Origin of the sequence: Acinetobacter sp. UBA5984, from assembly GCF_002429925.1 — a bacterium.
Classification (GTDB): Bacteria; Pseudomonadota; Gammaproteobacteria; order Pseudomonadales; family Moraxellaceae; genus Acinetobacter; species Acinetobacter variabilis.
In genome coordinates, this window is record NZ_DJBE01000005.1 from 115,683 (window position 1) to 131,075 (window position 15,393).

Genomic DNA, 15,393 nt, shown 5'->3' on the forward strand with positions numbered 1-15,393 from the left:
ATGCTCATGGTAGCATGACAGCATAATTTATTAATATTTTTTAAATGTTAAGGCTCTATTCATGCGCATGACTCTACGCCAGTTGGCTGTTTTTGTAGCAGTTGCTCAAGAAGGTACCGTCACCAAAGCCAGTGATGCAGTCAAACTCACCCAAAGTGCGGCGAGTATGGCTTTAGCAGATTTAGAAGATGGTCTTGGCGCACCTTTATTCGACCGTCTAGGCAAGCGTTTACAGCTGAATGATTTAGGTCGTTTTCTTCTCCCGCAAGCACTTGAAATTCTTGGTCGCTGTGAAGCTTTTGAACAAGCTGCTAAAGGTGAACTGCAAAGCATTGACCTGCGTCTCGGTGCGACCCTGACCATTTCCGATTATCTGATGCCAGACCTAATGGCGGATTTTTTAAAAATCCAGCCACAGGCACACTTGCAACTTCAGGTGGGTAATACTCGCCAGATGATTGAAGCTGTGAATCAGTTCCAATTAGATTTGGCCCTGATTGAAGGTTCTTGTCATTTACCGCAGCTGCAATGTATCCATTGGCGCGATGATGAACTGGCAGTGTGCTGTGCGCCGGATCATCCCCTAGCTCAGCTAAATCGTCCGCTCACTGCTGAAGATTTTAAATCGGTTGAATGGATTTTACGTGAAGAAGGTTCAGGGACTCGTGAAGTCTTTGATAATGCCATTCTAAAAGATGTGCCTGATGCCAATATCCGTCTGACGCTAGGTCATAATGAAGCAATTCTGAAGATTGTGGCAGGTGGTTTAGGGATGTCTTGTATTTCCAAGCTGGCGATTGAACCTTTGCAGGAAAAAGGTCAACTGGTCATTCTGAATACACCATTCTGGTCACTCACCCGTCCTTTATTTATGCTGGTACACCGCCAGAAATATCAAGGTCCAGGCCTCAAAGCTTTTATGAAATTCTGTGAAGCGTAAATTTCACTTTCAATAAAAAAAGCGCTTTTTGGCGCTTTTTTTTATTTAGCGATGTCTAAATTGGCTTTCACATGGAATACCATCGCCGTCACCATCCATTTTGATATTCGGACAATTTTTTAAAAAGTATAAAGCTTCTTCATATGAACCCATTTGACTACAATGCTGTCGTCCATCACAGCTAAAATTCTGTTGTACTTGTGGTTCTTCAACTATACGTTGCACTTCTACTGGCTGTATTTTGCTGCTTTGCCAATCCTGATATTTATTATAGACCGCATAGGCTAAGCCAATCATAATCAGAAGCCCAATATAAGTACTAAAGCTACTTTTCTTCTCTTGAGATTGTTTTCGTTGAGTAGTACGAGGCTTATTTTCTAATGCTCGTGACTGAGGCGTATGTCGAGGGGTTTCCGTTTTGAGATCCAAACGCACAATATTGTCTGCTTTAAACTTGCCTGCATCCTGTACTTTACGGAATTTTAAGCTTTCTCCAACCTTAGGTGGCACGTTCTTATTTGGGAAATCTTTTATGTGAAAGAATAAGTCTTGCACTTCTCCTTCAATTTCGATAAAACCAAAACCACGTTCCTCGTTATAAGTTTTGATTTTCCCCTCTTGAAACATAGCTCGCTCTTGTCTTTGATATTTTTAGTAATTGTATTCAAAAATAGATAAAAATCCTAAAAATAAAAAAGCACCGTAAGATGCTTTTTTATTTGAATGATGAGACAAATATCTTAGTAAATTAGAACCTAACTTAAATTTCTCCAAAAATCATAAATCCAATTGCTGTTACCAGAATCAACCAAAGTGTAGGACTAAAGAAAATGGTATTGCGTGCCGGATTAACTATCGTAGTAGAAGCTAGAGATGGCAATGCGACTACTTCAGAAACGAACTCTTCCTGACGCTTGATATCCAAACGTACCATATTGTCCAGTTGAATCGCATTTTGCTCTTCAATTATTCTAAATTTAAGTCGTTCTCCGACTTGAGGTACTATTTCAGGTGAAGGTAATTGATCTAACTGAAAATTAAGTTCCTGCGCATTATTTGCCGGTTCAATACTTCCCATCCCTCGTACAGCATCATAGGTTTTAATTCTTCCATCTGTAAACATGATATGTGTCTCTAGACCATTCAACTGATGCGTAGTTTATATGGAAGGGATTAAAGGATATTGTTAAGCTTTGGTGGGTATTTTATTGTTTTCGCAACATTCTATAAGCTTTAGATTACACAAGATTCCTACAACTTACATAAACTTATAATTCGAATAAAAAGGAGGCTTTAAAGCCTCCTTTTGAATGTATTTTCCAAGTAAAAATTAACGCTTTAAATTCGACAATAGTGCTGACGTAATCGAAGTATTGACTGCCACCGCTTTGGCTTTTTTGGCTTTCTTCGATCTATCTTCTACACGCTCAATCTTGATGGCTTTATAGCGATCACCATTTTGAATTACATTGAATTTTACTCGGTCATTACGCTTCGGTTCACCTGAATCGGCAGGGAAATCCGAGATATGAAAAAATACCTCACCTTCAGGTGAAGAAATAAAACCAAATCCTTTTTCTGGATTGTACTGTTTAACTTTTCCTTGGTATTGCTCGGAAGTCATAAACGTCCCCTGCTCTGTATCTGTCAGTATTCAGTATATAAAAAAGAGGCTGTAAAAGCCCCTTTTCTGTTCATTTTCAAAAATATTAGTCTTTTTGAACTGAACCAAAAATCTTATCACCCGCATCGCCCAGACCTGGAACGATATAACCATTTTCATTCAAGCCATGATCAATCGCCGCAGTGAAAATCACCACATCTGGATGAGCTTCTTCAACACGTTTAATGCCTTCAGGTGCAGCGACCAATACCATCACACGAATATCTTTACAGCCGCTGGCTTTCAATACATCAATCGCAGCTACCAGAGAAGAACCAGTCGCCAGCATTGGATCGATAATCATAGCAAGACGGTTTTGTACATCTGGAACCAGTTTTTTATAATAAGTACGTGCCTGTAGGGTTTCTTCATCACGTTCCAGACCAAGTACAGAGACTTTGGCACTTGGAATCAGATTCAGGAAACCGTCCAGCATACCAATACCTGCACGTAGAATTGGCACAACAGTAATTTTCTTACCTGCAATACGGTCTACAGTCACCGGTCCGTTCCAGCCATCAATCTCATGTTCAACGACAGGCAGATCCTTGGTCGCTTCATAAGTCAAAAGCATAGTCACTTCCTGAGCAAGCTCACGGAAGTTCTTGGTACTAATGTCAGCACGACGCAGTAAACCGAGTTTATGTCGAATTAAAGGATGACGGATTTCATGGATTGCCACGGGAGAACACCTAGAAGGTTAAAGATAAATTTCCGCTATTATAAAGACTTTTCCGGATTTGTTTAACTAAAAAAGCCCCCAATCGTGGAGGCTTTTTTGTAATAACTTCAAACTTGCGCTGAATTAGTTAAAACCACTTTGAACCAAAGTGAAAATAAACTGTTGTAATTCAGGCGACATTGCGAAGAACGCATAGCGAGACAGCGCAATGATTGGATCCGGATAAACACCTATCACCAGTACCAGTAATGCGACAAGCAATATCATGATACCGCCGACTTTCTGACCCCAGTGATTTACAGCGTCAAGACGTGGTGTTTCTGGTGGAGTCATATACATGACAACCATTACACGCAGGTAGTAGTACAGACCAATACCTGAACCCAGGATGACCATCGCAGCAAGGAACCAAGACTCGCCTGCTACCGCAGTTTTCACCACCAGGAACTTACCAATGAAGCCCGCTGTTAATGGAATACCTGCTAGAGACAGCATCATCACAGTTAATACAGCAGTCAATACTGGACGGCGCCAGAACAGACCACGGTACTCCGCCAAGCTATCTGCTTCATCTGTATTGTTATACGGACTAGACATCAGCGTTACCACACCGAAAGCACCGATCGTAGTCAATACATACGTGATGATATAGACATTTACACTTTCAAAAGTCGCGAAACCTTGAACTTGTAAAAAGTCAGTATTACGTGCGGATACGATCGCAACCAGTACATAACCGAAGTGAGCAATTGAAGAGTATGCCAAGATACGTTTCAAGTTCACCTGTTTCACTGCAAGCAAGTTACCTACAATGATAGAAAGTACTGCAATCACGCTGATGATAGTGACGAAGCTATCTGACAGGATTAAGCCAGAAGACAATACATAACGTACGAACAGACCTAGCATTGCCACTTTGGACACAGTTGCAAGGAAAGTTGCAACTGGCGCTGGAGCACCTGCGTATACATCTGGTGTCCATTTGTGGAATGGAGCCAGTGACAGTTTAAAGCCAACAGCGAATACAATCAGTGCCAGACCAATCACCACAGCAGGTTGACTAAATGCAGTCAACAGTTTGCCTGGTTCAGCGACAAAGCTTAGAGAACCTGTATATGCATAAACATATGCCATACCCATCAGCAACATTGCAGATGCAGTTGCTGAAAGCACCAGATATTTCACACCTGCTTCTAGCGATTGAGAGCGTTGATGTGTATACGCCAATAAGCCGTATACAGGGATCGACATGAGCTCAAGGCTAATGAAGAAAGATGCATAGTGAGAACTTGCCACCATCAGCATCGCACCGGCAACGGAGGTCAGCATCAGGATATACAGTTCTTCACGGTTATCTTTATAGGTTTCAATATAAGCATGTGACAAAGTACTACACGCCAGTGCAGCCACAATAATCACAAACTGATACAGCATCGTAAACGGATCTACGAGGAACAGGTTCATTACATTAGCAGGTGCAAATTGACCCGCTAACAGAATGAACAGAATGTACAACGCCGCCAGGTTTAAACCAATGACTGTCGTAGTCGCAACTAAGTTATGGTTACGCTTAATTGCAGTAAGCAACATCACGACGATCGCAGTCAATGACACGATCATCACAGGTGCTAGAGGCATAAGCTCAGAAAAAGACATTGTGAAGTTCATGGCTTATTGGATCTCCACATTTTCAGCTGAAACGGCAGCTTGCTGCACAGCATCAGCTGCTTCAGACACAGGAATGTAGCTATTCGCTAACCACGCCATGCTTGAGTTAGAAACGTCAAGGAAGCTTTGTGGGTATAGACCAAGCCATGCTAGACCAAATGCACAGATCAGCAAAATTACCACTTCACGTGCATTTAAATCTTTTAACGGATTTGTGTAGTGCTGTTTTTGCTCTTCGTTTGGAACACCAAACAACGCTTTATGGATCAGAATCAAACCGTACAGACCCGCAAATACCAAGCTGATTGCAGCGAGGATTGTGAATGCAGGGAATTTACCGAATGAACCCATCAGGATCAGGAACTCACCAATGAAGTTACCTAGACCTGGAATACCGACAAGCGCCGCGATGAAGAACATCAGGAAGAATGCAAGGTATGGGAACTGACCACGAATACCACCCATCAAACGCATATCACGTGTATGAACACGTTCGTACACCTGACCACACATAATGAACAGCGCCGCAGATGACAGACCGTGAGCCAGCATCATGATCATCAGACCTTGGAAAGTCAGGATGTTACCTGCATAAATTGCCAGTAAAACGAAGCCCATGTGTGAAATAGATGTATACGCCAATAAACGTTTCATATCGGTTTGCTGGAAAGCACACCAAGCACCGTAGAAGATACCGATTAAACCGAAAATGATCGCGATGTCTGCAAACTGTGCAGAAGCCGCCGGGAAGAATGGAATTACGAAACGGATCAGACCGTAGGCAGCTGTCTTAATCAAGATACCTGCAAGGTCAACAGAACCCGCTGTCGGTGCTTGTGCATGCGCATCTGGTAACCAGCCGTGTAATGGGAAAACTGGAAGTTTTACCGCAAAACCGATGAATAGACAGATCATGAATGCATAAGCAACTGCTGGCGCTTGTGTATCCAGCATGTTCGCTACACCCATCAGGTAGTTATAGTCGAAACGGATTTGACCAGTCATGGTGTAGCCTACAGTCACCAGACCGAGGATACCAATCAGCATAACTAAACCAGCTACCTGTGTGTAGATGAAGAACTTGGTTGCAGCATATACACGTGACTTGCCTTCTGCCCCTTTATGACCCCAAAGTGCGATCAGGAAGTAGATCGGCACCAGCATCATCTCCCAGAAGAAGAAGAACAGGAACAGGTCAATTGCCAGGAATACACCGATTACACCACCCAGAGACCATAAAAGGTTCAGGTGGAAGAAACCCACGTTTTTCTGAATCTCACCCCATGAACAGCCTACTGCCAGCACACCAAGGAGTGCAGTCAAGCCAACCATCAGTAAAGACAAACCATCCACTGCAAGGTGAATGTTAATGCCCAGGGTTTGAATCCAAGGCAATTTGAACTCGGCTGCCCACGTAGGAGCCGCACCGCCAAGTTCATAGTTATAAGTACCCGACTGCCAAAGGACGATGGTCAAGACCAGCGTCACTAACATACCAATCAGCGCGATATAACGCGGAAGGTGTTGGTCGAGTTTATCGACCAACCAGCAAATAAAACCTGCAATGAACGGAATGAGGATCAGAGCCGGCAAAATAATATTGTTTGGAGCTTCCATTTTATTTCCCCACTACCTGAATCACGAGCAAGATCATCAGTAGGACAACGACACCGAGCCCCATACTAGATGCATATTCACGCAGTGAACCTGTTTGACGCGAACTAGTAAAGCTATGACCACCTTTAACCAGTGCAGGCAGCACTAACCAGAAGCCATCAATCGGATCACGACCGAACAGTTTCGCGAAGAACAAATAAGGCTTTACAAAAACGATGTCATACAGCTTGTCGAAACCAAGTGCATTACGGCAGATGTTGGCAAGGCCCGCACCCAGAGAAGTTTTCGCAAAAGATTTCACAGCGTTGTAAGCAAAAGCAAACAGCACTACACCAATTGCAAGACCTACCAGTGCAATACCTACTGCTGTGTACTCTGCAGTATGCATGCCATGTTCAAGTGCTTCCGGAATTTCAAATGCAGGAAGTTTAGCCGCATTCAAAATACTTTCCACAGGCGCTTTTAATGCTGCACCAACGAAAGTTGAAAGTACTGCAAGAATTGCCAATGGACCCCAGTAAGTTACACCCTTGATTGCGTGGTAAGGTGTGTTTTCTTTACCGAAGAATACAACCCAGATTAGACGGAATGTATAGATCGAAGTCAGGAACGCACCGATTACACCCACCCAGTAAAGTGTGCTGTAAACCGCGATTGATTGGCCTTGTACCCATACCGCACCCAGTATTGCATCTTTTGAGAAGAAGCCCACAGTGATGAATGGAATTGCAGCCAATGCACCGCCACCAATGGCGAAACATGCAAACAGGAACTTGTTCTTGTAGAACAGACCGCCCATCTTGAAGATGTTTTGTTCGTGGTGGTAAGCCAGAATCACCGCACCAGAAGACAAGAATAATAATGCTTTGAAGAATGCGTGAGTTAGCATGTGGAACAGACCCGCCTGGTATGCTTCAGCACCTACAGCCATAAACATGTAGCCCAACTGACTCATCGTTGAGTAAGCCAGAATACGTTTGATGTCTGTTTGTACCAATGCAGCAAAACCAGCTACCAGTAATGTCACCGCACCAGTAATCGAGATGAACATCATCACTTCAGGCGCAAGCTCAAATACTGTGAATAGACGACAGCATAGGTAAACACCCGCTGTTACCATTGTTGCAGCGTGGATCAATGCAGAAACAGGAGTCGGACCTGCCATCGCATCTGCCAACCATGTTTGTAACGGGATCTGCGCAGATTTACCAGCAGCACCTAGGAACAACATTAGTGCAGTCCAGATGGTCAATGATGAGCTTTGAGTCATCACAGTCGCAGCATTTTCTACGATGTACTGAGTATTCAATGTACCGAATTGCTGGAACAGCAAGAACATGGCGATCAACAGGAATACGTCACCAATACGGGTAACGGTAAATGCCTTGATCGCTGCCACACCGTTTGCAGGGTTTTGGTAGTAATAACCAATCAGCAGATAAGAACACAGACCTACACCTTCCCAACCCAGGAATAACAACGCCAGGTTGTCACCCAGTACCAGCAATAACATGCTTGCAACGAACAGGTTGAAGTAAGAGAAGAAACGTGCGAAGTCTTGTTCACCACGCATGTACCATGATGCAAAGATATGGATCAGGAAACCAACGCCTGTCACCATGCCCAGCATCAACAGAGACAAACCGTCCAGGTGCAGGCTAATGCCCGGTGCAAAACCACCGACATTGAACCAGGTCCAAAGAGGTTGTACTACTGCGGTAGAACCATTGTTGACAAAGTCCATACCCGCAATGAGTGCGAACAATGCCGATAACCCCACAGCCCCTACACCAATAATGGCTGCAACTGTTTCAGGAAGCTTATGACGCCCTGCCGCTAAAAGGACGAAGCCAATGAGCGGGAATAAAATTGTTAGATATAAATAACTCATCCGCGCATCTCACTAGCAGCATCCACATCCAGATGATGGAAGCGATGATAGAACTGAAGGACGATCGCAAGACCGATACATGCCTCTGCCGCAGCAAGGGTCAGAATCAGGATAAACATGATTTGACCATCAGGCTGTGCCCATGCACTGCCCGCCAGGACGAACGCCAAAGCAGCAGCATTCATCATGATTTCAAGGCTCATTAAAATGAATAGCAGGTTGCGTCGCACCATTACACCGTAAAAACCCAGTGCAAAAAGAATGGATGCAACGATCAAACCATGCTCTAAAGGGATGTTGCCCATTATTGTTGTTCCTCTTCTGCACCTGGTTCACGTTTACCCAAATGGAATGCTGCAACAAGTGATGCAAGCAATAACATCGCGGCAACTTCTACCAACAATAAGTATTGCGTAAAGAGTGATTGACCTACCGCTTTAGGACCGACCATTTCAGTGCCCATTACCATTGAAGGCTGCACGTAATCTGATTTAAGTACCCAAACCAAGATCAGACCAATCAGGAAGCTCATCAATGCCGGATAAGCCCAAGCCGATGAAGTCAACCATTTGCGTTCCTGAGCAACAGTCTGTTCGCCCAGGTTCAGCATCATTACCACGAACACGAATAACACCATGATCGCGCCAGCATAAACGATGACTTCAAGTGCACCCGCAAACGGTGCACCCACGATCAGGAACAGTCCTGCTACAGCAAGGAGTGAAACGATCAGGCTTAATAAAGCATGTACCGGATTCGTGTTAGTTACCACACGAACCGTAGAGACGATGGCCACAAGGGCCATTAAATAAAATGGCCACATCATGGTAATAGACTCCGTACATCAACAGGTGCACTTTCACGCTGTGCCTGACCTTTGTCCTTACCAGCAACTGCCATACCGGTTACACGGTAGAAGTTATAGTCAGGATATTTACCAGGACCAGAAATCAGCAAGTGTTCTTTTTCGTAGACTAGATCTTGACGAACATATTCGCCTAATTCGAAATCTGGTGTCATTTGAATCGCAGTCGTAGGACATGCTTCTTCACACATACCGCAGAAAATACAACGAGAGAAGTTGATACGGAAAAATTCCGGATACCAACGACCATCTTCACGTTCTGCTTTTTGGAGTGAAATACAGCCTACCGGACATGCAACCGCACACAGGTTACATGCTACACAACGCTCTTCGCCATCTGGGTCACGCGTTAATACGATACGACCACGGAAACGTGGTGGCACGATTTCTTCGGCTGGCACTTCCGGATATAAAATGGTGTCACGTTTGCGCGTTGCATGGGTAAATACCATAAACAACGTACGAACGATTGACCCGAATCCAGCTAGAAATTTAAACATTTTGTTCTCCCTGCTGTCTTAGGCCTGATTCAACAGAATCACAGCACCAGTCACCAAAAGGTTAACCAACGCCAATGGCAAGCAAATTTTCCAACCAAAGTTCATCACCTGGTCATAACGTGGACGCATTAAAGAACCACGGGCCAATACAAACATCATTACGAAGAATGCTGTTTTAATAATGAACCAGAATGCTGGTGGAAGGAAATCAAGACCAAATGGTGCTAACCAGCCACCGAAGAACAGGGTTACGATCAATGCAGAGATCAGTACTACGTTCACGTATTCCGCAACGAAGAACATACCCCATTTCATACCACCATATTCTACGTGGTAACCTTCCGCCAGTTCCTGTTCCGCTTCGGGTTGGTCAAATGGGTGACGGTGAGTTACCGCAACACCTGCAACTACGAAGATCAGGAAGCCTAAGAACTGAGGAATAATAAACCAAACATCTTTCTGTGCTTCTACGATTTCACGCATGTTGAATGAACCGGCAATTGCCACTACACCCATCAGTGAAATACCCAGGAACACTTCATAAGAAATGGTTTGCGCTGCTGAACGTAGACCACCAAGCAATGCGTATTTGTTGTTAGAAGACCAACCACCAAACAGTACTGCATATACCGCAATACCTGCCATTGCCATGAAGAACAACAGACCGATACTCATGTCTGCAACACCTAGATAAGGTGATACAGGAATAACCATGAACGACAGTACCGCAGTTGCCATCGCAACTGCTGGAGCCATACGGAAAGTCAATTTATCGGCAAATTTTGGTGTCCAGTCTTCCTTGAACATGATTTTCAGCATGTCGGCAACAATCTGGAACATACCGCCCGGACCTACACGGTTCGGACCATAACGGTCTTGCCATAAGCCGAGTAAACGACGTTCAATAAAAGACATCAACGCAGCGATCAGTACTACAACCAGTAAGATCACGATCGCTTGAAGTACTGAATAGGCGATTGGCCAGTTTTCAGCCCACAGCGGCGTTTGACGGATTAATTCTTGTTCCATGAATTACGCTCCTACTGCGACTGAAACAGGCTCTGCAAGAGATACCGTTGGTGCAAGACCAATTGGGTAGCCAATATAACCTGTTGGTAAGTATTCAATCACTTGTACAGGAAGAACGATTGAAGTCTCGCCTGCTTTCACAGTGATCTTCTGACCGTCTTGCAGGTTCAAGCGTGTAGCATCCTGTTCGCCCACTGCAAATACTGCATCAGGAATACGTGATTCCATTGCCGGAGTTTTAATGGTGAACTCGCCAGATGCAAAGATGTGATGCATTGGCACCAGACGGAAGCTTTCAGCATTTACAAGCACAGGTGCTGGTGCAACGAAGCTACGCGCTGGACGTTTTGGTAAACGGTCGAATAAACGAACGCCTGAATCACCGCCTTTTAAGTGACCGCCCACTTCATCCTGGTATTTGTTCCAGGCTTGTGGTGAGTTCCAGCCTGCAGCCCAAGCAAATGGTACCAGTGAAGATGGAGTTTCATCACCGACATAACCTTCCATAGAGAATGTTAATGCACTGTCTTTATCAGTAGGTTGTTTCGGCTCATGTACAGACAATGGCGCACGCATCGAAGTACGACCTGAATAACGACGTGGTTCACGTGCCACTTTCAGACCATGGACACGGAAGCCTGCATCTGGTGCTACATCCAGAATACCTTCAAGTGCAGGAACGTTGCTTGCTACTGACTCGATCACATCATCCAGTACAGTCCAAGAAATCGCTTTGCCTTGTACGCCTGTTTCCAGTGCGTGTAACCAGCGCCAAGATTCTTTGATTGCCAGTTCCGGGTTGTAGTAGTTAGGGTCATACACTTGATAGAAACGTTGTGCACGGCCTTCTTGAGAAACGACAGTACCATCACCTTCAGCAAATGAAGCAGCAGACAATACAATATTGGCTTTCTTCACAGTCGCAGTTTCAGAGTGATCCAATACGATCACCTGTTTGCCTGCAAGCGCAGCATCAACCTGAGCTACTGGTAAACGACGGTATAGATCGTTTTCTACAATTAGGACAGTGTCATAGTCTTGTGCAAATGCTTGTTCAAGGCTTTGACCACCGAAGATTGCCAGCCCCATTGAGTTCACTTCAGGAACAGTCAAGGTCAAGCCCGCATTACCTAGGTTTTGTGCTACTTGTGCAGCAGCTTCCATGATGGTTGCGTCTTGTAGACTTGTGCCAGAGATGATCAGTGGCTTCTTCGCAGCTTTTAGCGTATCTGCAATGGTTTGTGCAAATGCCTTCGCATCGTCATCAAGACCAGTGATGATTTCACCTTTCACGCCCGCAGCAATCGCGAAGCCTAAACGTGCGATATCGTTTGGAGAAGCAACTACTTCACCTTCTGCAACGTCAGACAAACGTGTTTGTGTTGCAGCCAGAATGTAAATCGGAGATTTCGCATCTTGGGCAATACGTTGTACAGGTTCAGCCAGCCATTCTTGGGTACGGCGCTCTGCAGCCATTTCCTTGCCTTTATTTTTCGCAGCTTGGCGAACAGATAAAGCCATACGTGGCGCAGTTTGAGTCAGGTCTTCACCCAGAATCAGTACCGCATCATAGCTTTCGATTTCACGCATGTTCGGGTTATAAACACCCTCGGTTTGCATGATCGATGCAGCCAGTTCAACCAGATTTTGCTCTTTTTGAGCCATACCGGTTGAATAGTTGTCTTGACCAACTAATTCACGTAGCGCGAAGTTAGCTTCAAGTGATGCACGTGGTGAACCGATCCCCAGAACTTTTTTGCCCTGGATTTTCGCAATCACAGTATCCAATGCTGTATCAACAGAAACTGTTTCTACATTCGTGCCAGTACGGAACTGTGGCTGACGTGGACGGTCTTTACGGTTTACATAACCGGTACCGAAACGGCCTTTATCGCACAGGAAGTATTGGTTAACTTCACCATTGAAACGGTTTTCAACACGGCGAAGCTCGCCATAACGCTCACCTGGAGAGATGTTACAACCTGAAGAACAGCCATGACATACGCTTGGTGCGTACTGCATGTCCCATTTACGGTTATAGCGTTCCGAGTGAGTCTTATCGGTGAATACACCAGTCGGACACACTTCAGTTAGGTTACCTGAGAATTCAGATTCCAAAGTACCTGATTCAGGACGACCGAAATAAACGCGAGAAGCGTTCGCATATACACCGAAATCCGTACCGCCCGCATAGTCTTTGTAGTAACGAACACAACGGTAACATGCGATACAACGGTTCATCTCGTGCGCAATGAACGAACCAAGTTCTTGGTTGTAATGCGTACGTTTGGTGAAACGGTAACGACGACGATCGTGTTGAGTCATTACTGTCATATCTTGCAGGTGACAGTGACCACCCTCTTCACATACTGGACAGTCGTGCGGGTGGTTAGTCATCAAGAATTCAACAACAGAAGCACGGAAATCTTTCGCTTCTTTGTCTTCAATCGAGATGTAGGTATTGTCAGCAGCCGGTGTCATACATGACATGACCAAACGACCACGCGTATCTTCTGGATTCGCGTATTGAGTCACAGCACATTGACGGCAAGAACCGACAGAACCTAAGGATGGATGCCAACAAAAGTATGGGATGTCGATACCAAGACTCAAACATGCTTGCAGCAAGTTTTCCGAGCCGTTGACTTCATACGATTTTCCATCGACATGAATTGTAGCCATAGTCGAATTCCTTAAGCTTGTTCTACGTTGCGGGTTTGAGCGGCAGCATTTACGACTTTCGCTTCAAATTCGCCACGGAAATGTTTGAGTGCGCCCATTAACGGTTCCATAGCACCTGGTGCGTGAGCACAGAAAGTTTTACCAATCCAAAGCTTACGAGTCAGTTCTTGTAAGTGATCGATATCTTCTTTCTTGCCAGTACCATCTTCAAGTGCTTTAAGCGCTTTCACCGCCCAAGGTAAGCCATCCCGGCAAGGTGTACACCAGCCACATGATTCACGCGCAAAGAATTCTTCGAGGTTACGAGTCGCTGAAACCATACATTGGGTTTCATCAACTACCATCAATAGACAGGTACCTAAACGTGAACCTGCTTTCATGATGCTTTCCGCATCCATCGGAAGATCGATATGCTCAGCAGCCAGGAAGTCAGTTGATGCACCACCGGGTAACCATGCTTTCAGCTTCAAGCCGTCACGCATACCACCGGCATGTTCTTCAATTACTTCACGTGCAGTGGTACCGAATGGCAGTTCCCAAAGGCCTGGGAATTTCACCTTACCTGAAGCACCATAAATTTTTGTGCCAGGATCTTTCGATTTGCCTGCAGACAGACCGATGTACCATTCTGGACCACGCAACATGATGGCTGGCAAGTTGTTGTAGGTCTCTACGTTGTTCACGATCGTAGGACGGCCCCAAGCGCCTGCAACTTGCGGAAATGGCGGTTTGGTACGCGGGTTTGCACGGCGACCTTCAAGCGAGTTAATCAATGCAGTTTCTTCACCACAGATATAACGACCTGCACCGGTATGCACGTGTAACTCGAAGCTCCAGCCAGAATCCAGGATGTTGTCACCCAGGTAACCTTTGGCACGAACCTGCTCAAGTGCTTCGTTCAGGTACTTCGCTGCTTCGATGTATTCACCACGGATGAAGATATAACCTTGAGTTGCTTCAAGGGTATAAGCTGCAATCAGCATCCCTTCGATCAGCTGATGCGGAAGATCTTCCATCAACAGACGGTCTTTGAAGGTACCTGGTTCCATCTCATCGGCATTACAAATCAGGTAACGTGGACCTGAATTGTCATTTGGCGCCATCAGCGACCATTTGATCCCTGCCGGGAAGCCTGCACCACCACGACCTTTTACGGTTGCAGCTTTTACGACTTCCAGCACTTCTTTCGGTGTCATAGACAGAGCTTTTTTAAAGCCTGCATAGCCTTCAAGCGCTTCGTAGTCATCAACGTGACGGACATTCGCTTGCTTGCTTAGACGCCAAGTCAGTGGATGCGTTTCTGGGTTACCGTCGCCATAAATTGGTTTTGGTTCGGTATTCATACATACTTCTCCAATAACTGTTTAATTGATGTCACTTCCACGAGACCGTGAGTGTCTTCATCAATCATGAGGGTTGGACCTTTGTCACAGTTACCTAGGCAGCAAATTGGAAGCAAGGTAAAACGGCCATCCGCTGTGGTTTGGCCGAACTGGATACCCAATTCACGCTGGAATGCTTCTGCTAAAGTCTCCGCACCCATCAAGAAACACGCAATAGAGTCACACAGTAAAATTACGTGACGACCCACTGGCTGACGGTAGATACGGTTATAGAACGTTGCAACCCCTTCCAAATCGGCAACGCTCATGCTGAGCATTTGCGCGATGGCATTCATTTGAGCATCGTCTACCCAGCCATTACGGCGTTGTACACACTTCAGCGCATCAAGACACGCTGCACGTGGGTATGGGTAATGCCCAATGTGATGTTCAATTTCATGGATTTCTTCCGAAGTTAAAATCCCTTCAACATTCACACGTGGCTTTTTATCAGTCAAAATCATCATAATGCGT

General features: G+C 45.2%; 15 protein-coding genes. 1 reads left to right on the forward strand and 14 read right to left on the reverse strand.

Translation table 11 applies throughout. From position 1 onward, the window contains the following. The first annotated feature begins 61 nt into the window (after nucleotides 1-61). Entirely contained in the window at nucleotides 62-940 is an 879-nt protein-coding gene (gene gigC / locus B3J29_RS01475) for a LysR family transcriptional regulator GigC (protein ID WP_159124400.1), read from the forward strand. Nucleotides 941-985: 45 nt separating this feature from the next. Here the strand turns inward: gigC and B3J29_RS01480 are convergent, their stop codons facing one another. From B3J29_RS01480 to nuoE, 14 genes are all read right to left on the reverse strand, one after another. Continuing rightward, nucleotides 986-1,567 (reverse strand): cold shock domain-containing protein, encoded by a 582-nt coding sequence (locus B3J29_RS01480; protein WP_286964213.1) that lies wholly within the window; start codon nucleotides 1,565-1,567, stop codon nucleotides 986-988. Between the two features lie 133 nt (nucleotides 1,568-1,700). Next, on the reverse strand, nucleotides 1,701-2,063 hold the full coding sequence (locus B3J29_RS01485) for a hypothetical protein (RefSeq protein ID WP_034170091.1): 363 nt from the start codon (nucleotides 2,061-2,063) through the stop codon (nucleotides 1,701-1,703). A 207-nt stretch (nucleotides 2,064-2,270) separates the two neighbouring features. Further along, nucleotides 2,271-2,564, reverse strand: coding sequence for a cold shock domain-containing protein (locus B3J29_RS01490; protein WP_034170090.1), 294 nt, complete (start codon nucleotides 2,562-2,564; stop codon nucleotides 2,271-2,273). A gap of 85 nt (nucleotides 2,565-2,649) precedes the next feature. Beyond that, nucleotides 2,650-3,285 carry a uracil phosphoribosyltransferase gene (upp, locus tag B3J29_RS01495; RefSeq protein ID WP_004785068.1) on the reverse strand — a complete coding sequence of 212 codons (636 nt, stop codon included), beginning with the start codon at nucleotides 3,283-3,285 and terminating at the stop codon, nucleotides 2,650-2,652. 123 nt (nucleotides 3,286-3,408) lie between these two features. Then, nucleotides 3,409-4,953, reverse strand: a complete 1,545-nt coding sequence (gene nuoN, locus B3J29_RS01500) for an NADH-quinone oxidoreductase subunit NuoN (protein WP_286964215.1) — start codon at nucleotides 4,951-4,953, stop codon at nucleotides 3,409-3,411. Between the two features lie 3 nt (nucleotides 4,954-4,956). Further along, nucleotides 4,957-6,570 carry an NADH-quinone oxidoreductase subunit M gene (gene nuoM, locus B3J29_RS01505; RefSeq protein WP_004785072.1) on the reverse strand — a complete coding sequence of 538 codons (1,614 nt, stop codon included), beginning with the start codon at nucleotides 6,568-6,570 and terminating at the stop codon, nucleotides 4,957-4,959. A gap of 1 nt (nucleotide 6,571) precedes the next feature. Then, the gene (nuoL, locus tag B3J29_RS01510) at nucleotides 6,572-8,461 is read right to left on the reverse strand and encodes an NADH-quinone oxidoreductase subunit L (protein WP_180105232.1); all 1,890 of its coding nucleotides are present in this window, start codon (nucleotides 8,459-8,461) and stop codon (nucleotides 6,572-6,574) included. Continuing rightward, nucleotides 8,458-8,766 (reverse strand): NADH-quinone oxidoreductase subunit NuoK, encoded by a 309-nt coding sequence (nuoK, locus tag B3J29_RS01515; protein ID WP_004280769.1) that lies wholly within the window; start codon nucleotides 8,764-8,766, stop codon nucleotides 8,458-8,460. Before nuoK ends, nuoL begins: the two co-directional genes overlap by 4 nt. Beyond that, nucleotides 8,766-9,284 (reverse strand): NADH-quinone oxidoreductase subunit J, encoded by a 519-nt coding sequence (gene nuoJ / locus B3J29_RS01520; protein WP_171056685.1) that lies wholly within the window; start codon nucleotides 9,282-9,284, stop codon nucleotides 8,766-8,768. The genes nuoK and nuoJ overlap by 1 nt, the downstream gene beginning before the upstream one ends. Then, nucleotides 9,284-9,826, reverse strand: a complete 543-nt coding sequence (nuoI, locus tag B3J29_RS01525) for an NADH-quinone oxidoreductase subunit NuoI (RefSeq protein ID WP_004785079.1) — start codon at nucleotides 9,824-9,826, stop codon at nucleotides 9,284-9,286. Before nuoI ends, nuoJ begins: the two co-directional genes overlap by 1 nt. 18 nt (nucleotides 9,827-9,844) lie before the next feature. Continuing rightward, complete coding sequence (nuoH, locus tag B3J29_RS01530) at nucleotides 9,845-10,855, reverse strand: NADH-quinone oxidoreductase subunit NuoH (protein WP_004785081.1); 1,011 nt, start codon at nucleotides 10,853-10,855, stop codon at nucleotides 9,845-9,847. A gap of 3 nt (nucleotides 10,856-10,858) precedes the next feature. After that, the gene (nuoG, locus tag B3J29_RS01535; protein WP_286964216.1) at nucleotides 10,859-13,537 is read right to left on the reverse strand and encodes an NADH-quinone oxidoreductase subunit NuoG; all 2,679 of its coding nucleotides are present in this window, start codon (nucleotides 13,535-13,537) and stop codon (nucleotides 10,859-10,861) included. Nucleotides 13,538-13,548: 11 nt separating this feature from the next. Continuing rightward, on the reverse strand, nucleotides 13,549-14,880 hold the full coding sequence (gene nuoF, locus B3J29_RS01540; protein ID WP_004785084.1) for an NADH-quinone oxidoreductase subunit NuoF: 1,332 nt from the start codon (nucleotides 14,878-14,880) through the stop codon (nucleotides 13,549-13,551). Beyond that, complete coding sequence (gene nuoE, locus B3J29_RS01545; RefSeq protein ID WP_262737757.1) at nucleotides 14,877-15,386, reverse strand: NADH-quinone oxidoreductase subunit NuoE; 510 nt, start codon at nucleotides 15,384-15,386, stop codon at nucleotides 14,877-14,879. Before nuoE ends, nuoF begins: the two co-directional genes overlap by 4 nt. Nucleotides 15,387-15,393: the final 7 nt, after the last annotated feature.